The sequence below is a fragment of the Streptomyces sp. NPDC127114 genome (assembly GCF_042677525.1).
Taxonomy (GTDB): domain Bacteria; phylum Actinomycetota; class Actinomycetes; order Streptomycetales; family Streptomycetaceae; genus Streptomyces.
This window is the reverse complement of record NZ_JBHXTJ010000076.1, coordinates 1-20,127: the sequence shown is the minus strand read 5'-3', so window position 1 is coordinate 20,127 and position 20,127 is coordinate 1. Positions and strand designations below refer to the sequence as shown.

Sequence of the window (20,127 nt, the reverse complement as noted above, 5' to 3'; positions counted from 1 at the left end):
TACGCGGCGCAGTTCGCGCAGGCGGTCGCGGAGGTGGACTGACGGTTCAGTCCAGGTAGCCGCGCAGCTGGTCCGCGTAGGCGTGGTCCCGCAGCTTGTTGAGGGTCTTGGACTCGATCTGGCGGATGCGTTCGCGTGTCACGCCGAAGAGCTGTCCGATCTCCTCCAGGGTGCGGGGCCGGCCGTCGTCGAGGCCGTAGCGCAGCTGGACGACCTTGCGTTCGCGTTCGCCGAGGGTCGAGAGCACGGCCTCCAGGTGCTGGCGCAGCAGCAGGAAGGCGGCGGACTCGACGGGGGACGCGGCGTCGCCGTCCTCGATGAGGTCGCCGAGGGCGACGTCCTCCTCCTCACCGACGGGCGCGTGCAGCGAGACCGGTTCCTGGGCGAGCCGCAGCACCTCGCCGACCCGTTCGGGTGCCAGGTCGAGCTGGGCGGCGACCTCTTCGGCGGTGGGCTCGTAGCCGCGTTCCTGGAGCATCCGGCGCTGGACGCGGACGACCCGGTTGATGAGTTCGACGACGTGCACGGGGACGCGGATGGTCCGGGCCTGGTCGGCGAGGGCCCGGGACATCGCCTGGCGGATCCACCAGGTCGCGTACGTGGAGAACTTGTAGCCGCGCGCGTAGTCGAACTTCTCCACGGCTCTGATGAGGCCGAGGTTGCCCTCCTGCACCAGGTCGAGCATGGTCAGGCCGCGGCCCACGTAGCGTTTGGCGACGGAGACGACGAGCCGCAGGTTGGCCTCGATGAGCCGGCGCTTGGCGATCCGGCCGAGGACCACGAGCCGGTCCAGGTCGAGCGCCAGCTGGGAGTCCAGGTCCGGGGTGTTGGCGAGCTTCTCCTCGGCGAACAGCCCGGCCTCGACGCGGCGGGCGAGTTCGACCTCCTCCTCCGCGGTGAGCAGCGGCACGCGGCCTATCTCGCGCAGGTACTGCCGGAAGAGGTCGGAGGAGGGCCCGTTGCCGCCGTAGTCGCTCCGGCGCTGGGCCGGGACCGCCGGCTCCGCTTCGGCTCCGGCTTCCGTTTCCTGCTCCACGGTCACCAGCTCCACCGGAGAGGGTTCGGACACGGCGAGGGTCTGGGTCTGGGTCTGCACGGGGGGCGACCTCCAGGGTGGGTGATCGCTGCCGGGTTCGGGGGCGTACGGGCAGCGGGACGGCACCGTGACCCAGTGTGGGGTACGACACATCGCCGCCACGAGGGGCGTGCGGTGACTTTTTGAGTTCGGCGGGTGACCGAACGTCAGAGCGCGGCGGCGCCGTGCGTGCGGAGCGACTGCCCGTACTGGGTGAGCACCCACAGCTCGTTCTGGACGGCGGCGACCTGGGCGGGGTCGCCGTGGGCGCCGAGCCGGGCCAGGGTGCCCTGGACGTCGCGGATGCGGCGGTCGACGGCGCGCAGCCGGACCTGGACGAGCTGGGCGCCCGCGTAGACCTCGTCGATGGTCCTGGCGAAGATCGCCTCGACGGCGAGTTCGGTGACGAGGGCGCGGACGGTGTCGTCGGGCGCGGCCTCGCGGACCGCGTCCAGGTAGTCGGAGGGGGCGTCGGTGGCGCCGCCGGCGTCCTGGATGCACTGGCGGACGGCCGCGTAGGGCGGGGCGGTGAACTCGTCGACGCCGTACGCGTCGAAGGCCGGGGAGACGAGTTCGGGACGCTGGAGGGCGAGCTTGAGCAGTTCGCGCTCGGTGCGGTGGGCGGGGCTGCGCAGGTTGAGCGCGGGTCCGGCCTGGGCTGCGGGCGCCTGGACCTCTCCGTACGCGCGCTGCTGCCGGCCGCCGGCCCGCGACGGGCCCTGGCCCTGCCCCGGGCCCTGGTCCTTGCCGCCGCGGTCGCGCTGCCAGCGGGCGATCTGGGCGACCCGGCGGACCACGAACTGGGTGTCGAGGATGCCGAGCATGCCGGCGAGCTGGACGGCGACCTCGTGCTGCGAGGCGACGTTCTTGATCCGGGCGACGATCGGCGCGGCCTCGTCGAGCGCGGCGGCCCGGCCGGAGGGGATCTCCAGGTCGTAGCGGTTCACGATCTGGCGCAGCGCGAACTCGAAGAGCGGCGTGCGCGGCTGGACGAGGTCGGCGACGGCCTCGTCGCCCTTGGCGAGGCGCAGCTCGCAGGGGTCCATGCCGTCGGGCGCGATGGCGATGTAGGTCTCGGCGGCGAACTTCTGGTCGTCCTCGAAGGCGCGCAGCGCGGCCTTCTGGCCGGCGGCGTCGCCGTCGAAGGTGAAGATCACGCGGGCCGAGCCGTTGTCCATGAGGAGACGGCGCAGGATCTTGATGTGCTCGCCGCCGAAGGCGGTGCCGCAGGTGGCGATGGCGGTGGTGACGCCGGCCAGGTGGCAGGCCATGACGTCGGTGTAGCCCTCGACGACGACGGCGCGGCTGACCTTGGCGATGTCCTTCTTGGCCAGGTCGATGCCGTACAGCACCTGGGACTTCTTGTAGATCGGCGTCTCGGGCGTGTTGAGGTACTTGGGCCCGTTGTCGTCCTCGCGGAGCTTGCGGGCGCCGAAGCCGACGACGTCGCCGCCGACGTCCTTGATCGGCCACATCAGCCGGCCGCGGAAGCGGTCGATGGGGCCGCGGCGCCCGTCCTGGGACAGGCCGGAGAGGATCAGCTCGCGGTCGGTGAAGCCCTTGCCGCGCAGGAAGCGGGTGAGGTGGTCCCAGCCGGCCGGGGAGTAGCCGACGCCGAAGTGTTCGGCGGCGGCCTGGTCGAAGCCGCGCTCGGCGAGGAACTTCCGGCCGATCTCGGCCTCTGCGGAGCCGAGTTGTCCGGCGTAGTACTCGGCGGCGATCTTGTGGGCCTCGACCAGGCGGGTGCGTTCGCCGCGCTGGTGGCCGGGGTTGTAGCCGCCTTCCTCGTAGCGCAGGGTGATGCCCGCCTTGGCGGCGAGGCGCTCGACCGTCTCCGAGAAGGAGAGGTGGTCGATCTTCATCACGAAGGCGATGGTGTCGCCGCCCTCCTGGCAGCCGAAGCAGTGGAACAGTCCCTTGCTGGGGCTGACCTGGAAGGAGGGCGACTTCTCGTCGTGGAAGGGGCAGAGTCCCTTGAGGTTCCCGCCGCCGGCGTTGCGGAGCTGGAGGTACTCGGACACGACGGCGTCGATCGGGACCGCGTCCCGTACCGCCTTCACGTCGTCATCGTTGATCCTGCCTGCCACGGAGGAATTCTACGGGGGCCGCGCACCGTGCCGGGCGTCGCGAGCCCGGCATGACCGGCGGGAGAGGCCCTAGGGAAGAAGGCTGTCCAGCGGTACGGACGGGTCCGCCAGGGCCTCGGTGTCCACCTGCGCCCGGGAGCGGATGAGCTTCTGGATCGGGTCTGTGACGTCCCACACATTCACGTTCATGCCGGCGGTCACCCGGCCCTCCCTGAGCCAGAAGGCGATGAACTCGCGCTTCCCGGTGTCGCCGCGCACCACGACCTGGTCGTACGAGCCGGGCGGCGCCCAGCCCGAGTACTCCATGCCGAGGTCGTACTGGTCGGTGAAGAAGTACGGGACGCGGTCGTAGGAGACGGACTGGCCGAGCATGGCGCGGGCGGCGGCGGGGCCGCCGTTGAGGGCGTTGGCCCAGTGCTCGACGCGGATGCGGCGCTGCAGGAACGGGTGGTGGTGGGCGGCGACGTCGCCTGCCGCGAAGATGTCGGGGTCCGAGGAGCAGAGCGACTCGTCGACGGCGACGCCGCCGCCGTCGGCGCGGTCGACGAGCGCGAGCCCGGCGTTCTCGGCGAGGACGGTGCGCGGGGCGGCGCCGATGGCGATGAGGACGGCGTGGGCCGGGTGCTCCTCGCCGTCGTCGGTGCGGACGGCGAGGACCATGCCGTCCTGCCCGGTGATCTCGGTGAGCCGGGCGCCGAAGTGGAAGCGGACGCCGTGCTCGGTGTGCAGGTCGGCGAAGAGCTGGCCGAGCTCGGGGCCGAGGACCCGGTGCAGCGGCGTGGGGTCGGTCTCGATGACGGTGACCTCGGCGCCGTACGTACGGGCCGCGGCGGCGACCTCCAGGCCGATCCAGCCGGCGCCCGCGATGACCAGGTGGCCGTTGTCCCGGCCGAGGGCCCGCAGCTCGTCGCGGAGCCGCTCGGAGTGGGCGAGCCGGCGCAGGTGGTGGACGCCGGCGAGGGTGGTGCCGGGGACGTCGAGGCGGCGCGGCTCGGCGCCGGTGGCGAGGAGCAGCTTGTCGTAGCGGATGACGGTGCCGTCGCCGAGGCGGACCGTGCGGGCCTCGCGGTCGATCGCGGTGACGGTCTGGCCGAGGTGCAGCTCGACGTCGTGCCGGGCGTACCAGGCGGGCTCGTGGACGAGGACGGAGTCCCGGGTGTCCTTGTCGAGGAGGTAGCCCTTGGACAGCGGAGGGCGTTCGTAGGGGTGGTCGCGTTCGTCGCCGATGAGGATCACCCGGCCGTTGAACCCCTCGGCACGCAGCGTCTCCGCCGCCTTGGCCCCGGCCAGGCCACCGCCGACGATGACAAAGGTCTGATCTGCGTCGACCACGTTGATTCCTCCTCGTTGCGACCGGTTCCCTACGCTACGCCCCCGGGCCCGGCCGGGGCCGTTCCGCCTCGGGACGCCTCCGGGACGTGCATGCGAGGGTCCCGCACCTGCCCGGATGGCGAAAGAGGGCGAACGGCCCCCTAGCGGCGGGGGGTGCGGAGGCGGGCGTGGAGGGCGCGGGCGGAGGCGTCGGTGAGGGAGGCGATCTGGTCCACGATCACCCGCTTGCGGGAACGGTCGTCGGGCGCGCTGACGAACATGGCCCTGAACTGGGGTTCGAGTCCTTCGGGTGCGCGTGCGACCAGCGCCTCGGCCAGCTCGGCGACGACGATCCGCTGGTCGGCGCGCAGGGCTTCCTGCTCGGCGCGCTGCATCACGTACCGGTCGGCGACGGCCTTGAGGACGGCGCATTCGTTGCGGGTCTCGCGCGGGACGACCAGTTCGGCGCCGTAGCGCGTGAGGCGCCCCGACCCCCATGCCTGGCGGGTGGCGCCCTCGGCGGCCAGGCAGAAGCGGCCGATGAGCTGGCTGGTGGCGTCCTTCAGCCGCGCCTGGGCGACGGCCGAGCCGTCGTAGCCGTGCGGCCACCACTCCTGGTCGACGAGCCGGTCGAGGGCGTCGGCGAGTTCCTGCGGGTCGGTGTCCTCCGGTACGTAACGGCCGCGGGCGACCGCCCAGATGTCGGCGCGTTCGGGCTCGGCGAGCAGCATGTTGGGGTCGATGTGGCCGGCGTGCAGGCCGTCCTCGAAGTCGTGCACCGAGTACGCCACGTCGTCGGACCAGTCCATGACCTGCGCCTCGAAGCACTTGCGGTGGGCGGGCGCGCCGGCCCTGATCCACTCGAAGACGGGCAGGTCGTCCTCGTACACGCCGAACTTGTTCGACCCGGGGTCGGTGGGGTGGCCGCCGCGGGTCCACGGGTACTTGGTGGCGGCGTCGAGGGCGGCGCGGGTGAGGTTGAGCCCGACGCTGAGCGGCTCGCCGGTGACGGGGTCGGCGATGAAGCGCTTGGGCTCGATCCGGGTCAGCAGGCGCAGCGACTGGGCGTTGCCCTCGAAGCCGCCGCAGTCCTTGGCGACGTCGTTGAGCGCCTGCTCGCCGTTGTGCCCGAACGGCGGGTGCCCCATGTCGTGGGCGAGGCAGGCCGCTTCGACGAGATCGGGGTCGCAGCCGAGCGCGGCCCCGAGCTCGCGCCCGACCTGGGCGCACTCCAGGGAGTGGGTGAGCCGGGTGCGGGGGCTGGCGTCCCAGGCGTGGCTGCGGGTGCCGGGCGTGACGACCTGCGTCTTCCCGGCGAGCCTCCGCAGCGCGGCGGAGTGCAGGACGCGCGCCCGGTCACGCTGGAAGGCGGTCCGCCCGGGCCGTTTGTCGGGCTCGGCGGCCCAGCGCGCGGTGGCGGCGGAGTCGTAGCCGGGGGTGTCGGTGGCGCTGCCGGCGGCGGTGCCGGTGTCGTTGCTGTCGCTGTTGCCGTTGTCCTTGGGATCCGTGATGCCTTCCATGCACCGAAGGTAACGGGCGGGACGGACAAGTGGGGCAAGGACGCGGCTCGGGCCGGTTCCGTCCCCGGATCACGGCCGGAACTCGTAGGAGTAGAGGCCGCGTTCACCGACGGCGACGAGGCCCCGGCCGTCGGGCAGCCAGGCACAGGAGCCGAGCGCCGTCTCGGCACGGATCCCGGCGACGGTACGGCCGGTGGCGGCGTCCCAGACGCGGAGCATGGGGCCGGCGGTGGCGATCCACTTGCCGTCGGGGGAGACGGAGAGGCCGTGGACGGGGCCGTCCGGGTCGGTGAAGGAGGAGAGCCGGGTGCCGGTACGGGGGTCCCAGAGGCTCACGGTGCCGGTGGCGGAGGCGGTGAGGAGGCGGGTGCCGTCGGGGGTGACGGCGAGGGCGGTGACGTCCCCGTCATGAGCGAGGTCATGGGTGACGGGGGCGCCGGACGCGAGGAGGGACACCTGCACCCGGGACTCGTTCTCGGGGCGGGCTGCGGTCGGGCTGTGCCTCAGTACGGCGAGCCAGGTGGCGTCCGGAGCGATGAGCACGGCGTCGACGCGCCCGATCCCGCGCGGCGAGGACGGCAGGGTGACGGTCCGGCGCCCCGTCGCCAGGTCCCACAGCTCGACCACGCCCGCCGAGTCGGCGACGGCGAGCCAGGTTCCGTCGGGGGCGACCGCCAGCGCGTCCGGACCCGCGGAGTCGCTCAGCTGGAAGCCGTCACGCGTCCCCGGCACCCGGCCGTGGATGTTCACGCACCTGTGCACCCTGTCGCCGACGACGTACCAGGCGCCGTCCGGAGAGAAGGCGACCGGCGCCCACGTCTGCACGCGGTACGACGCCTGCGGCACGGCCCGATCGTCCGCCCGCCACTCGAAGAGCCTCGTCGTTCCGTCGTGGTAGGCGACCAACGCCCGCCTGCCGTCGCCGACGACCGTGACCGCTCGCATGCCCTCGCTGTCACTCGCTGCGGGACGCGCGGGTCCTTCCCCGTGCTGCTGCCAGATGCGTACCGTTCCGTCCTCACCGGTGCTGATCAGGCGTTCGCCGTCGGCGGTGAACGCGACGGCGTGGACGGGGCCCCGGTGGCCGTTGTAGCGGGCCAGGCAGGCCGCCGTTTCCCGGTCCCAGAGCGCCACGCTGCCGTTCTCGCCGCCGCTGACCAGTCGTCTGCCGTCCGGGGAGATCGCGACCGCGGTGGCCGAGCCGATGTGCGCGGTGATCTGGTCCCTGCTGCTGCGCGTCGCCTCCTCCCAGATCCTGAGCACACCGTCCGTTCCGGCGGAGACCAGCCATGTGCCGTCCGGAGCGACGGCGACGGCGTTCACCGGGTAGGAGTGGTCGCAGGGTTCTTCACGGGTGAGCTCGGTGGACATCACGGTGACGCCCCATCTGCCGCCGACGGCCAGCCATCGGCCGTTCGGGTACAGCGCCACGCAGGTGTAGTCCCTGTCCGTCCAGCCCGTCATTCCGGCGATGTGCTCCCCCGTGACGGCGTCCCAGACGTCCAGGTCGCCGTCCGTGGCGACGGTCGCGACCCGGCCCCCGTCGTGCACCCCGGAGAACGCCAGGGCACGCACCGACGCTCCGCGGTCCCCGACCGGCCCGATGGCCTTCGTCGGGAGGGTGGCCCGGTCCCTGGACCACAGGTGGACCGTACGGCCCGAGCCGCCCGTCGCGAGCCATGTGCCGTCCGGGGAGATCGCGAGGGCACGGAAGCGGTCCGGGCCCCGGACGTCCACGGTGAGGCGGCCGCCGCTGTTCGGGTCGAGTCCGCGGGCCATGCCGTCCGCCCCGATGGTGACGAGCGAGCCGTCGGACGAGACCGCCACGGACCGGACGGGGCCGGTGTGGCCGAGGAAGGTGCGGATGAGGGCCGGTTCGGGGAGGTCCGGTGGCGTGCGCCGATTGCGCAGGTGAGGCCCGGGCGCGGAACCGGCCCGGCGTTCCGTGACCCGGTCCCGCCACAGCGGCAGCGACTCCAGGCGACTGTGCAGGACGTTCGTCAGGAGCTCGGGCGGGTCGGTGGGGGTGAGGAGGTGGGCGGCACGGGTGAGGTCGTCGGCCCTTTCGGCCGCCGTACGCGTGGGGACGGCGGCCAGGTCCGCCCAGGGCGCCATGGGGCCGCGCTGGTGCAGCCGAGTCTCGATCCAGCGCAGGTCGCCCGCGACGCGCTCGGCCTCGGAGGTCCTGCCGGCCGCGAGCAGGTGCTCGATCGCATGGTCCAGGACATAACCCACGAAGTCGTCGGCGGGCTCCCACAGCGTGCCCATCGCGTCGACAAGGGTGCCGTGCAGGGCGGTCGCCGCCCGCTCGCCCAACTCCTTGTGCAGATAGTCACGGAGGACGTCGTGGATCGTGATCCGGCCGCCGTGCGCGGGGGTGAGCGAGATCAGGGACAGCCGGTCGAGCTCGCCGCACAGGGCGCCCGTCTCGTCCTCTGTGAGGCCGCCGGTGGCCGCCCAGAGGCGGGCGATCAGCGGTACGGGGACGGACTCGTCCTCGGCGAAGACCGCGAGCTCCGCGAGGCGCCGGCCGCCGCCGGCCGGGAGCAGTGTCCGGGCCGCCTCAACCGTGGCCCGTACGGCCTGGGCGCGGCGGACCGGGTCGTCGAGGTCGAGCGCCGCCGGGTCGCCGTCGACCACGGCCGGGCCGTGCGCGGCGAGACGCCGCAGGGTCTCCGCCGCCGCGTGCTCCGGCGCGGCGCCGGTGGCGATCCGGCGGACGATCAGACGGTTGGTGAGGCGCAGGAGGAGCGCCCAGCGGCCGGTGGCCTCCAGGAGGTCCCGTAGCAGGGGCTCGGGGAGTTGGGGCAGTTCCCAGGTGAGGACGGCGCGGGCCTGGTCGGGTGACATCTCGTCGACGCGGACCCGGTCCGTGCCGCTCGGCAGGGCGCCGGGGACGCGCGTGGTGACGAGCCGTACGCAGCGGGCGCCGCCGCGCAGGAACGGGTCCAGCTGCTCGGCGTCCCAGACGTCGTCGAGGACGAGCAGGGTGCGGGGCCGCTGGTCGAGGAGACGGCCGAGGTGTTCGCCCGCGAGACCGGGGTCGTCGAAGGCGGTGGTGTCGCCGGTGATGAAGCGGGTGGCCTCGGCGACCTTCGCGGCGATGGCGGCCCGGCCGCGGACGTCGCGGCCGATCGTGACGGTGTAGATGCGGCCGCGGAAGCGCCTGCGGACGCGGGGACTCGCCGCCACGGCCCGGGCGAGGACGGTCTTGCCGAAGCCGCCCGCGCCCTCCAGGGAGGTGGTGATGGCGACCGTGCGGCCCCGGCACACCGCCTTGACCGTACGGGCCCGCTCGGCGCGGTCGACCACCCAGTCGGGGACGGTCGGCGGGGACGGCGGGGACGGGTCGCCCGCCACCGCGGCGCCCCGCTCCTGCCGCCAGGCCGTGACGGCGGCCACGAGGACGGCGACGGCGGCGAGTCCGGCCACCCACCACCAGGGCTGCCGGCGGATCCGGTCGAGGACGCCGGGCCAACGGTCCGCGGACGTCGCGGCGTTGGCCGCCAGCGAGGCCAACACGGCCACGGCCGCGGCGATTCCGGCCAGCGACACCCCTTTGACGGCACCGCGCACGCGTCGACCCTCCTTGTCCCGAGGCCCTGACGATAGCCAGCCGTGGGACGGAGGGTGACGGGATCCGGCCGTACGTGGCCTGGCTCACCGGGCGGCGAGGAGCTCCCGGTGCGGCGCGTGGGTCAGCGCCTCCTCGTAGCGGTGCACCACCAGGCGGGCGAGAGCCGGATGGGCGCCGAGCGGGGCGGCGGCGAGCCAGGGGGCGGCGGTGGCGGCGCGGGTGGCGAAGAGGCCCGGGGCGGTGAAGCAGGAGGCCACGGCGACGCGGTGGCGGCCGCGGGCGGCGAGCGCGCGGACGGCCTCGGGGACGGTGGGGGCGGCGGCGGAGGCGTAGGCGGGAACGACCGGCACTCCCCCGAGGCGGTCGCCGAGCCGGCCGGCGATCCGGCGGATGTCGGCGGCGGACTCGGGATCGCGGGAGCCGGCGGCGGCGAGGACCACTCCGGTGGCGGGCGAGGCGCCGTCCTCGGGCGTCCAGCCGGCCTCGGCGAGCCGGTCGGCGAGGGCCTCGACGAGCAGCGGGTGCGGGCCGAGGGGCTCGGCGATCCGGCCGCGTACGGCGGGCGCCGCGGCGAGCGCGGCGGGCAGGTCGTGCTTGACGTGGTAGCCGCGGGCGAAGAGGAGCGGGACGAGTACGGCGTCCCGGCCGGCGAGCTCGGCGAGGGTGCCGGTGAGCAGCGGCGCGTTCAGTTCGATGTGCGCGAGCCGTACGTCGAGCCCGGGGCGCAGCTCGCGCACCCGGTCGAGGAGCAGCCGGAGCGTGGCGGCGGCGCGGGGATTCCGGCTGCCGTGTCCGACGGCCACGAGGGTGGGTGCGGCGGGCCGGGCGGCGAAGGGCCGCACCCGTCCGAGCCGGTCGCCGGCCCGGCTGCCGATGCGCCCGAGCAGGCCGGCGGCGCTGCTGTCGCAGAGGGATTCCGGCTCGTACGTCGTCATGCGCCGATCCTGCCGGTGCCAGGTTGCCTGGCCGTTTCGCACGGGTCACGGGTGTTTGCCGCGGCCTCACGGCGGGACGGGCGGGGTCGTCAGGCCCGCGCCCCCTTCCCTTTACGTCCCCTTACGCGTCCAGCCACACCCGCAGCGGGCCCAGCGGCTCGAAGCCCGCCGCCAGCGCCGCGTCCAGGTCGTCGCCCGACTCGTAGCCGACGACCGGGAGGCCGGGCGCGGCCGCGGCGAGGGCGCCTGCCCAGGCGTAGGAGGCGGGAAGACCGTCGGGGCCCTCGGAGTCGTCGGGACCGTCGACCGTGAAGAGGTTGGAGACTCCGGTGACGCCGGCCGACTCGGTGAGGACGGCGCCGCCGAGGATCCGTCCGTCGGCGGCGTGGCCGGCGACGATCGTGGTCGCCGGGTCGTCGAGGAGCGCGGGGCGGAAGAGCGCCGCCTCGTCCGCGTCGCCGCCGCTCCAGGCGAGGGCCCAGGCGGCGAGCTCGTCGGGAGTGCGGACGCGGCGCCACTCGCCGGTGGCCGGCGGGGCCGGAAGGTCCGCGGGGCGGTGGATCCAGGACGCCTCGAAGAGCAGCCGGAAGCCCGCGGCGGCGAGGTCGAGGCGGGCGTGGCTGTCCTTGACGGACGCGCCGGGAGCGGTGCGGTCGATGCCGTCGAGGACGTCGTCCGGCGTGGCCTCCTCGGTGAGGGTGACGGCGTCCGGGTAGTAGAGCGGACTGCGGCGCGGGCTGGTCCAGGCCCGTGCGCCGAAGGCGCCGGTCAGGCCGTGGGCCCGGCACATGGTGTCGCACCAGTCGGCGTTGTTGCGGACGGCGGCGTCGAGCAGGAGGGCGGCATCGGTGATCACCAGCGGATCGTACGGAGGTCCCGCCCCTTCCCTCCCCTCTTTTTTCGTTCCGAATCACGGAATATCTTTTCCGCTATGAGAATGTCCCCCGCGCCGCTCCCCCGACGCGTCCTCGCCGAGTTCACCGGCACCGCCTCCCTCGTCGCCGTCGTCGTCGGCTCCGGCATCCGCGCCGACTCCCTCAGCCAGGACATCGGTGTCCGGCTGCTCGCCAACGCCCTCGCCTCCGCCATCGGCCTCGGCCTGCTCATCGCCCTCATCGGCCCGCTCTCCGGCGCCCACTTCAACCCCGTGGTCACCCTCTCCGAGTGGTGGTCGCAGCGCCGCAGGGACGGCGGGCGCGAGGCCCTCGCCTACATCGCCGCGCAGCTCGCCGGCGCGGTCGCGGGCGCCCTGCTCGCCGAGGCGATGTTCGGCCGGGCACCCGGAGCGGTGCTGGCCACCGAACAGCGCGCCGAGCTCCACCTGCTGCTCGGCGAGGCGGTGGCCACCGCCGGGCTCGTGCTCGTCGTCCAGGGCCTGCGCCGCATCGGCCGGCCCTCGCTCGCCCCGGTCGCCGTGGCCGGTTACATCGGCGCGGCCATCTGGTTCACCTCCTCCGGCTCCTTCGCCAACCCGGCGGCCACCGTCGGCCGGGCCTTCTCCGACTCCTTCACCGGCATCGCGCCCGGCTCCGTGCCCGCCTTCGCCGCGGCGCAGCTGCTCGGCATGCTGATCGGGATGGCCCTGTCCGTACTGCTGTACGGAGACGATCGGGCCGTGAGCGAACCGAAGCCCGTCGAACAGCGTCGGACGGAGTGACGACTCCTTCCCCGACCACGGAGGTCCACCCCATGCGCGGCGTCCGCCTGCCCCGCCTCCCCCGCACCACCCGGGGGCGCCGCCGCGCCGTCCAGGCCGTGATGCTCGGCGCCGTGCTCGCCCTCGCCCCGGCCACCTGGATGCACCTCACCGCCGAGGACCGCCTGAGCACCGCGGCCGACGTCCCCGCGCAGGACGTCGCCGTCGTCTTCGGCGCCGGACTGTGGAAGGGCCGCCCCACCCCGTACCTCGCGCACCGGCTCGACACCGCCGCCGAGCTGTACCGGTCCGGCAAGGTCAGGGTCCTCCTCGTCACCGGCGACAACAGCCGCACCGAGTACGACGAGCCCAGCGCCATGCGCAGCTACCTCGCCGCCCGCGGGGTCCCCGACGACAAGGTCGTCAGCGACTTCGCGGGCTTCGACACCTGGGACTCCTGCGTCCGCGCCAAGAAGATCTTCGGCGTCGACCGGGCCGTCCTGGTCACCCAGGACTTCCACATCAAGCGGGCCGTCGCCCTGTGCGGCGCGGCCGGCGTCGAGTCGTACGGCGTGGGCGTCGCCGAGCCGCACGACGCCACCTGGTACTACGGCACCACCCGCGAGCTCGCCGCCGCCGGGAAGGCGGCCCTGGACGCGGCCCTGCGGCCCGACCCGCACTTCCTCGGCGAGCGGGAGAACGGCGTGACGCAGGCCCTGGCCTCACCCGCCGCCGGCCGCTGACCTGAGCGCATGGCACCGTGCCCGTAATGCGGCGCGACCCCGCCCGTAACACGGCCGACGCATCCTCGGTCCATGTCAGAGGTCACCACCGCCGCCGCCGTCCCCACGCACTGCCCGTACTGCGCCCTCCAGTGCGGCATGAACCTGCGGCCCGCAGCCTCGGTAGAGCTGCCGGCCGAGGTGGTCGACCGCACCGACTTCCCCGTCAACCGGGGCGCGCTGTGCGGCAAGGGCCGCACCGCGCCCGCCGTGCTCTCCTCCCGGGTCAGGCTCACCGAGCCCCTGGTCCGTTGCCCTGACACAGGGGCGCTGAAGCCCGCCACCTGGGAGGAGGCCCTGTCCGCCGTCGCCGAAGGACTGCACCGCACCCGCGCCGACCACGGCTCCGACGCCGTGGGGGTCTTCGGCGGCGGCGGCCTCACCAACGAGAAGGCGTACGCGCTGGGCAAGTTCGCCCGGCTCGTCCTCGGCACCTCGCAGATCGACTACAACGGCCGCTTCTGCATGTCCTCCGCCGCGGCCGCCCACCAGCGGGCCTTCGGCCTCGACCGGGGACTCCCCTTCCCCCTGGAGGACATCCCGAAGACGGGCTGCGTGATCCTCGTCGGCTCCAACCTCGCCGAGACCATGCCGCCCGCGCTGCGCTACCTCACCGAGCTGAAGGAGAACGGCGGCAGGCTGATCGTCGTCGACCCGCGCCGCACCCGCACCGCCGAGCAGGCCGACCTCCACCTCGCCCCGCGCCCCGGCACCGACCTGGCGCTCGCCCTCGGCATGCTGCACCTCGTCGTCGCCGAGGGCCGGGTCGACGAGGAGTTCGTCGCCGCCCGCACCGAGGGCTGGGAGGCCGCCCGGGCCGGCGCCATGTCGCACTGGCCCGAGCACGTGGAGCGGATCACCGGCGTCCCGGTGCCCCGGCTCCGCGAGGCGGTACGGATGTTCGGCGAGGCCGGCAGCGGCATGGTGCTCACGGCGCGCGGCCCCGAGCAGCAGTCCAAGGGCACCGACACCGTCGGCGCCTGGATCAACCTGTGCCTGGCCACCGGCAAGGCCGGCCGGCCGCTCAGCGGCTACGGCTGCCTCACCGGCCAGGGCAACGGGCAGGGCGGCCGCGAGCACGGCCAGAAGGCCGACCAGCTGCCCGGCTACCGCAAGCTCGACGACCCGGCCGCCCGCGCGCACGTCGCCGGCGTGTGGGGCGTCGACCCCGACGTGCTGCCGGGGCCCGGGCGCAGCGCGTACGAGCTCCTCGACGCCCTCGGCGGCGAGGTGAAGGCCCTGCTCCTCATGGGCTCCAACCCGGTCGTCTCCGCGCCGCGCGCCGCGCACGTCGAGGAGCGGATCCGTTCCCTGGACTTCCTGGCCGTCGCCGACGTCGTGCTCTCCGAGACCGCCGAACTCGCCGACGTGGTCCTGCCGGTGACCCAGTGGGCCGAGGAGACCGGCACCACCACCAACCTGGAGGGCAGGGTGCTGCTGCGCCGCCGCGCCCTCACCCCGCCGCCCGGCGTCCGCAGCGACCTGGAGGTGCTGCACGGGCTCGCGGCGCTGCTCGGCTGGGAGAAGGGCTTCCCGACCGACCCGGAGGAGGTCTTCGGGGAACTGCGGCGCGCCTCGGCGGGCGGGCCCGCCGACTACTCGGGCATCAGCTACCGCCGGATCGAGGACGAGCAGGGCGTGTTCTGGCCCTGCCCGGAGACCGGGGCGGGCGAGCCGGACCACGCCGGCACGCCGCGGCTCTTCCTCGACCGCTTCGCCACGCCCGACGGGCGGGCCCGGTTCGTGCCGGTCGTGCACCGGGCGGCGGCGGAGGAGACGGACGCCGAGTACCCGGTGGTCCTGACGACGGGCCGGGTCGTCTCCCAGTACCAGTCGGGCGCGCAGACCCGGCGGGTCGCCGAGCTGAACGCGGCCGCGCCCGGCGCCTTCGTGGAGCTGCACCCGCGGCTCGCCGAGCGGCTCGGGGTCGACGACGGGCAGCCCGTCGCGGTGGTCTCCCGGCGCGGCCGGGCGGTGGCACCGGCCCGGATCACGACGGCGATCCGCCCGGACACCGTCTTCATGCCCTTCCACTGGCCCGGCGAGGGCCGCGCCAACACGCTGACCAACCCGGCGCTCGACCCGGTGTCGCGGATGCCGGAGTTCAAGGTGTGCGCGGTCCGCCTGGAACGCGCCTGAACCAGTCGCCGGACGCGATGACCGGCCCGAGCGGCGCACCGGGCGCGGCCACGTAGACCCAGGCCCGTACGGCCGCCCCGTCGCGCGTCCGCAGCGCCTCGCGGGCGGTCCGCTCGTAACCGGCGGGCAGCTCCACCCGGTCGAGCACGCCGAGGAGTTCGCCGTACGTGCCGGGCGCGGCGGTCACGAGGGTGCCGGTCACCCGGCCCTCGCCGGGAACGGCGTACGGATAGCCCGGCCCGTCGTGCAGCAGCGCGCCGGGCAGCACGGCGTCCTCCTCGGCGCCGGTACGGCCGAGCAGGAAGCGGTCGTGGTTGTACGCGCCGGGACGCAGCGTCCCGTACACGAAGAACGGCAGCTCTTCGGTCCTCATGGGGCGGGCGTGGTCTCCTGCTCGACCCAGGCCGCGTAGTCCGCGCTCACCCGGGCGACGGGGCTCGCGAGGATCTCGGGGGTGTCGTAGTCGTGGGCGGCGAGGAGGTGGGCCTCCAGGGCCGGGTAGCGGGCCTCGGTGGTCTTGAACACCACCTGCCACTCCTCCGCGGTCTCGACCGCGCCCTGCCAGCGGTAGACGGAGGTGACCGGCCCGGCGACCTGCGCACAGGCGGCGACCCGGGCCTCGACGGCGCCGCGCGCCAGGGCCTCGGCCTTGGCGCGGGCGTCGGTGGTGGTGAGGACGGTGAGGAGGGCGACGGGCATCACCCGCCCACCGTACGACAGGGCGGGGTGCGCGGGGCACCGGGCGGCAGCAGGTCGCGCTCGGCCGCGGTGAAGTCCCGGGCGAGCGCGCCCGCGCAGAGGGCCTTCGTCATCTCGCCGGGGCGCAGGTCGAGGTCGAGGAACCAGCCGTCGCCCGCGGCGAGGAGGCGGGTGCCCTGGATCCTGACGCCGAGCGGCGCGGCCAGCGGCAGGTCGGTGAGGAGCCGGCCGGTGCCGAGGTCCCAGAAGCGCGTGTCGCCCGTCACCGGGTCGACGGTGACGAGCAGCTCGCCGGGCCCGAGGCCGACGAGCCGGGCCCCTTCGTCCCCGAGGGCCAGGGGCGGGCGGGCCGGTGTCCCCTTCTCCGCGTCCCAGCGGCGCAGGAATCCGTCGTCGTGGGAGGTGAGCAGGGTGCGGCCGGCGGGATCGAAGACCAGGTACGGCGAGGGGTCGGGGCCGAAGGCGTAGGGCAGCGCGCCGGTCGGGAAGGTCCGCAGGCGGGTGCCGGCGCGGAGGTTCCACAGCTCCACGGTGCCGTTGTCCCGCATGGTCCGCGTGACGACCGCGACCTGGTCGGGGTGGCCGGGACGGGCGCGCAGCTGTCCCGTGGCCGGGTTGAAACCGGTCAGTTGGGCCGGGGTCCTCCGCTCCACCCGGACGGGGCGGGCGAGCCCGCGCCCCGTCGCCGCGTCGAAGAGCGTCAGCCTGCCGTCGGAGGTGAGGACGGCGAGCTCGCTTCCCCGCATCGGCTCGATCGCCTCCACGTCCTTCGACTGCGTCTCGCGGGCCCACGCGCCCATGTCGAAGTCGACGCGGCGGCGGGGATCGTCGGCGGAGAAGGCCGACAGGCCGCCGTCCGGCTGGACGACGACGGCCCAGCGGGAGTCGGCGGTCCAGAACACCGGCGTCTGGTAGCTGTCCGGGTGCTGCGGCACCCGTTCCGCGTGGCCCGTGCCGGTGTGGACCATCTCCAGGAAGTCCTCGCCCGAGCGGGCGAGCCGGGTGCCGTCCGGGGACAGGCCTCCGTTGACGAGTTCGCGGAGGGCGCCGACGCGCGGGAGGGCGGCGACCGGGACGGCGCGGGCGGTCAGCAGGGTGTCCCTGGTGGGGACGAGGACGGCGAGGCCGCCTTCCGGGCCGGGGAACGCGGCCAGGACGCCCTGCGGGCTGTCGGTGACCCCGGGCAGGCCCGTCCGGGGAATGCGGGTGCGGTAGAGGCGGCCGGTCCGTACGTGGACCAGCTGCAGGTCGTACCAGTCCGGCTTCGCCGTCCCCTCCGGAACGACGACGGCGAACTCGCCTGTCCGGTCGGGCGTGTTGAGGGGTGTGACCTCTGCCGGCAGGGGCACCGCGGGGCCGGGCGGGCCGCTCGTCGGGAAGGCGTGGGCGGGAGAGGTCCGGCTGACGGCGTCCGAGCTCTCGACGACGAGCAGGTCACCGCCCGCGGCGGGCATTCCGGTCGAGTAGGTCGCGTCGAAGGTGCGGACCTCCCTGCCCGTGGCGAGTTCCCGCACCCCGACGCGCAGGTTCCCCGCTCCCTGCTCCGGCACCACCAGCACCCGTCCCGGGTCGGCCGTGAACGTCACGTATCGCGTGGGTTCCGTGACCAGCCCCGGCGCCGTCGGGAGCGGGCGCCCGGAGTGGACTTCCCAAGCGGAGAGCGCCCCACGGCGGTCGTGCGGTCCGGTGGATCCCGTCTCGTCGTAGAACGACAGCATCCGCAGCAGCAGCCGGCCGTCCCCGCTGAAGTCCATGTCGACCCCGTCGACCCTGCGGCCCCGTGCGTCGTCGGACGGCAGGGTACGGGGCCAGGCGTCGGGGCCGTCCTCCGTGAGGTCCCACAGCCAGACCCGCCCGTCGCCGCTCGCCAGGGCGAAGGTCGCCCCGTCGGGGGAGAGTTCGCTCGCGCCGTCCCGGCCGGCGTCCTCGAGGGCCTCCGCGGGGACGCGGTTCAGCGGCCGGGAGCCGGGATGCTCCCCGTCGAGGCCCGTGACGACGGAGAGCCTTCGTCTGCCGTCCTCGTCGAGGGACAGGACCACCGCCGTCCGCCCGTCGGGCGTCGCGTCCATGCTCTGGAAGGCTCCGGGCCACAGGCCCGCGTGGCTGCCCGTGAGGTACTGGCCCCGCGCGTACTGCCGCAGCAGCGGCCCGTACGTCTCGGGCGCCGGGTCCGTCGCGCGGGCGGCCAGCGCCAGCTGGAGGGCGGTCGCGGGCATGTTGGCCGCATGGCGACGCGACACCTCGGCCAGCACCTGGGCGGCCTGGACCCGCAGCTGCTTCTGGACGCTGTTGATGCTGCGCCAGGCGACGACCGAGAGCGTGCCCGCGAGCACGGCGAGGACCGCGAAGACGGCGACGGTCACGCGCAGCCGGCGGGTGCCGCGGCGGGCCTGGTGGTCGCCGGCGCGGATGTACGCGCGTTCCGCGTCCGTGAGGTCCTCCGGACGGCGGGCCAGCCAGTCGGCGGCCGTGGCGAGGACGGAGCCGCGGAGCAGGGCGTCCGGTTCGCGGTCCTGCTCCTCCCAGCGGGCCAGGTCCCGGCGCAGCTGCTCCTGCCAGGCGCGGAAGTCGCGGGTCTCGGCGAGCCAGTCGCGCAGCCGGGGCCACAGGACGGTCAGGGACTCGTGGGCGAGGTCGACGATCTCCTCGCCGCCCGCGTCACCGAGCACCAGGAGCTTGGTCGGGGCGAGCCGGCGGGCGAGGGCGGCCAGGGCCGGGTCGAGGTCGGCGGTGCGGGCGGGGCGGCGGGCGAAGCGCCCGTCGTCGGCGGGCCGGGCGAGCTGGGCGAACAGCCGCCGGGCCAGCGGCTCCTCGCCGGGGCGCAGCCGGTCCTCGACGCACTCCTCGGCGTAGCCGACGAGGGCGCCGGCCACGCCGCCGAGGGCGTCGTAGGCGGCGTGGGTGAGGGTGGCGGCGGCGCGGCGCTCCCAGAGGCGGGTGAGGGCGAACTCGACCAGCGGCATCCGGCCGGGCTCGCCGGCGGCGTCGGCGACGATCCGCTCGGGCAGGCCGGGTTCGAACCACAGGCCGGGGACGGCGGCGACCGGTCCGGTCACGGCCCGGAGCAGGGCGTCGGCGGAGAGCGGGGCGAGGTAGCGGGTGGCGTCGCTCAGGACGTCGGCGGCGTCGGAGGTGAGGAGGGCGTCCAGGGACTCGGGCCGGGCGGTGGCGACGACCCGCGAGGACCCGCCGCAGAGGGCGACGAGGAGCCCCACGAGGGTGCGGGCGGCGGCCGGGTCGGCGGCGGCGTACTCCTCCAGCTGGTCGACGAAGAGGACGTGCCCGCCGGGCCCGGACCGCCGGAGCAGCCGTTCCCGTAACGCGGCGGGAGTGTGGGCGTGTTCCAGCAGGCGGGCCAGCTCCTCCGCCGCGGCGAGGCGGGCCACCTCGCCGGCTTCCGGCTCCAGGAGCGCGACAAGGGCATGGGCCAGGGCGGCGGCGGGGGGCGTGCCGGGGACGGCGCGGAGCTCGGTGACGGTGGCGCCGTCGGCGCGCAGGGCCGGCAGCAGTCCGGCGCGGACGAGGGAGGACTTGCCGCAGCCCGAGGGGCCGACGACCAGGGTGAGCGGGCGGCGGGCGACGGCGGCCCGCAGGCGGGCGGTCTCGTCCTCGCGGCCGTGGAAGAGGGCGGCGTCGGCCTCGGTGAACGGGGCGAGGCCCCGGAAGGGGCAGCGGGCGGGCAGCGCGGCCCCGTCGACGAGGTCGGCGGACGGGATCAGGTAGGCGGTGGTGGAGTCTTCGGCGCCGTCCGCGGCGACCGTCATGCCGACGACGCCGCCCTGCTCCTCGTCCCACACGGGAGCTCCGCTGAAGCCGGGGACGATCCGGGGCCCGGGTACGTGGGTCTCCATCTGGATCCAGCCCGCGCCCTGCCCGCCGAGCAGGGTGCCCGTCGCCCACACGCCGCCGTCGTCGTGGTCGGGGAAGCCGAGGACGCGGAAGGGGTGGCCCCAGACCTGGGTGCCGCCGCCGTCGGCCAGCGGCACGGGGCGGCTGCCGGGGACCGGCCGGTCGAGGCGCAGCAGGGCGATGTCGTCGAGGCGCCAGGTGACGACGGTCGCGCGGGCCGTCCGGCCGCCGAGTAACGGGAGGTCCAGGTCGACGGGCCCGTCGGGCGGCTCGTCGGGGATGCCGGCCTGGCCGTCCGCGCGGGCGACGACGTGGGCGCAGGTCGCGACGAGGTCGGCGGCGACGAGGAATCCCGCCCCGACGACGTGGCCGGAGCGGGAGCGTACGCGGACGACGGAACGCGCCAGGATCTCTTCCTCGTACACGGCGGCCACGGTGGTCCCCCTTCTCGCACCGGCCCGCCACGATAGGCGAACTGCCGTTCCTACGCCTCCCCTTGGGTGAACTGTGCCGCGTG

General features: G+C 74.8%; 13 protein-coding genes. 3 read left to right on the top strand and 10 right to left on the bottom strand.

Annotated elements, in window-relative coordinates; all coding sequences use genetic code 11:
* Positions 1 to 46: 46 nt before the first annotated feature.
* The 7 genes from ACFVGS_RS36595 to ACFVGS_RS36565 form a co-directional block, all read right to left on the bottom strand.
* On the bottom strand, positions 47 to 1,189 hold the full coding sequence (locus tag ACFVGS_RS36595; protein ID WP_384415638.1) for an RNA polymerase sigma factor: 1,143 nt from the start codon (positions 1,187 to 1,189) through the stop codon (positions 47 to 49).
* A gap of 53 nt (positions 1,190 to 1,242) precedes the next feature.
* Positions 1,243 to 3,162 (bottom strand): DNA primase, encoded by a 1,920-nt coding sequence (dnaG, locus tag ACFVGS_RS36590; protein WP_384415636.1) that lies wholly within the window; start codon positions 3,160 to 3,162, stop codon positions 1,243 to 1,245.
* 69 nt (positions 3,163 to 3,231) lie between these two features.
* Positions 3,232 to 4,494, bottom strand: coding sequence for an NAD(P)/FAD-dependent oxidoreductase (locus ACFVGS_RS36585; protein ID WP_384415634.1), 1,263 nt, complete (start codon positions 4,492 to 4,494; stop codon positions 3,232 to 3,234).
* Between the two features lie 140 nt (positions 4,495 to 4,634).
* Positions 4,635 to 5,993, bottom strand: a complete 1,359-nt coding sequence (locus ACFVGS_RS36580) for a deoxyguanosinetriphosphate triphosphohydrolase (protein ID WP_385696728.1) — start codon at positions 5,991 to 5,993, stop codon at positions 4,635 to 4,637.
* Positions 5,994 to 6,062: 69 nt separating this feature from the next.
* Positions 6,063 to 9,569 carry an NB-ARC domain-containing protein gene (locus tag ACFVGS_RS36575; RefSeq protein WP_385696725.1) on the bottom strand — a complete coding sequence of 1,169 codons (3,507 nt, stop codon included), beginning with the start codon at positions 9,567 to 9,569 and terminating at the stop codon, positions 6,063 to 6,065.
* 84 nt (positions 9,570 to 9,653) lie between these two features.
* On the bottom strand, positions 9,654 to 10,505 hold the full coding sequence (locus tag ACFVGS_RS36570; RefSeq protein WP_385696722.1) for a sirohydrochlorin chelatase: 852 nt from the start codon (positions 10,503 to 10,505) through the stop codon (positions 9,654 to 9,656).
* Between the two features lie 121 nt (positions 10,506 to 10,626).
* A complete protein-coding gene (locus ACFVGS_RS36565) occupies positions 10,627 to 11,361 on the bottom strand; it encodes a hypothetical protein (RefSeq protein WP_384415623.1) in 735 nt (244 codons plus the stop codon).
* 75 nt (positions 11,362 to 11,436) lie between these two features.
* Between ACFVGS_RS36565 and ACFVGS_RS36560 the strand changes: the two genes are divergently transcribed.
* The 3 genes from ACFVGS_RS36560 (at position 11,437) to ACFVGS_RS36550 (ending at position 15,062) form a co-directional block, all read left to right on the top strand.
* Entirely contained in the window at positions 11,437 to 12,162 is a 726-nt protein-coding gene (locus tag ACFVGS_RS36560) for an aquaporin (RefSeq protein ID WP_385696719.1), read from the top strand.
* 32 nt (positions 12,163 to 12,194) lie between these two features.
* Complete coding sequence (locus tag ACFVGS_RS36555) at positions 12,195 to 12,884, top strand: vancomycin high temperature exclusion protein (protein WP_384415618.1); 690 nt, start codon at positions 12,195 to 12,197, stop codon at positions 12,882 to 12,884.
* Positions 12,885 to 12,956: 72 nt separating this feature from the next.
* On the top strand, positions 12,957 to 15,062 hold the full coding sequence (locus ACFVGS_RS36550) for a molybdopterin oxidoreductase family protein (protein ID WP_384415615.1): 2,106 nt from the start codon (positions 12,957 to 12,959) through the stop codon (positions 15,060 to 15,062).
* Here the strand turns inward: ACFVGS_RS36550 and ACFVGS_RS36545 are convergent.
* Genes ACFVGS_RS36545 through ACFVGS_RS36535 form a run of 3 tightly spaced genes read right to left on the bottom strand, consistent with a single transcriptional unit; the run spans position 15,028 to position 20,044 of the window.
* Positions 15,028 to 15,435 carry a gamma-glutamylcyclotransferase family protein gene (locus ACFVGS_RS36545; protein ID WP_384415613.1) on the bottom strand — a complete coding sequence of 136 codons (408 nt, stop codon included), beginning with the start codon at positions 15,433 to 15,435 and terminating at the stop codon, positions 15,028 to 15,030. The genes ACFVGS_RS36550 and ACFVGS_RS36545 overlap by 35 nt on opposite strands.
* Positions 15,432 to 15,761 carry a divalent-cation tolerance protein CutA gene (gene cutA / locus ACFVGS_RS36540; protein WP_385696733.1) on the bottom strand — a complete coding sequence of 110 codons (330 nt, stop codon included), beginning with the start codon at positions 15,759 to 15,761 and terminating at the stop codon, positions 15,432 to 15,434. Before cutA ends, ACFVGS_RS36545 begins: the two co-directional genes overlap by 4 nt.
* Entirely contained in the window at positions 15,761 to 20,044 is a 4,284-nt protein-coding gene (locus ACFVGS_RS36535) for a trypsin-like peptidase domain-containing protein (RefSeq protein ID WP_385696716.1), read from the bottom strand. The genes cutA and ACFVGS_RS36535 overlap by 1 nt, the downstream gene beginning before the upstream one ends.
* Between the last annotated feature and the right edge of the window lie 83 nt (positions 20,045 to 20,127).

Excerpts from the sequence above, each read along its gene's own strand:
- ACFVGS_RS36595 (WP_384415638.1), bottom strand. The coding sequence starts at position 1,189 with ATGTGTCGTACCCCACACTGGGTCACGGTGCCGTCCCGCTGCCCGTAC.
- ACFVGS_RS36580 (WP_385696728.1), bottom strand. The coding sequence starts at position 5,993 with ATGGAAGGCATCACGGATCCCAAGGACAACGGCAACAGCGACAGCAAC.
- ACFVGS_RS36570 (WP_385696722.1), bottom strand. The coding sequence starts at position 10,505 with ATGACGACGTACGAGCCGGAATCCCTCTGCGACAGCAGCGCCGCCGGC.
- ACFVGS_RS36560 (WP_385696719.1), top strand. The coding sequence starts at position 11,437 with ATGAGAATGTCCCCCGCGCCGCTCCCCCGACGCGTCCTCGCCGAGTTC.
- ACFVGS_RS36555 (WP_384415618.1), top strand. The coding sequence starts at position 12,195 with ATGCGCGGCGTCCGCCTGCCCCGCCTCCCCCGCACCACCCGGGGGCGC.
- ACFVGS_RS36550 (WP_384415615.1), top strand. The coding sequence starts at position 12,957 with ATGTCAGAGGTCACCACCGCCGCCGCCGTCCCCACGCACTGCCCGTAC.
- ACFVGS_RS36545 (WP_384415613.1), bottom strand. The coding sequence starts at position 15,435 with ATGAGGACCGAAGAGCTGCCGTTCTTCGTGTACGGGACGCTGCGTCCC.
- cutA (WP_385696733.1), bottom strand. The coding sequence starts at position 15,761 with ATGCCCGTCGCCCTCCTCACCGTCCTCACCACCACCGACGCCCGCGCC.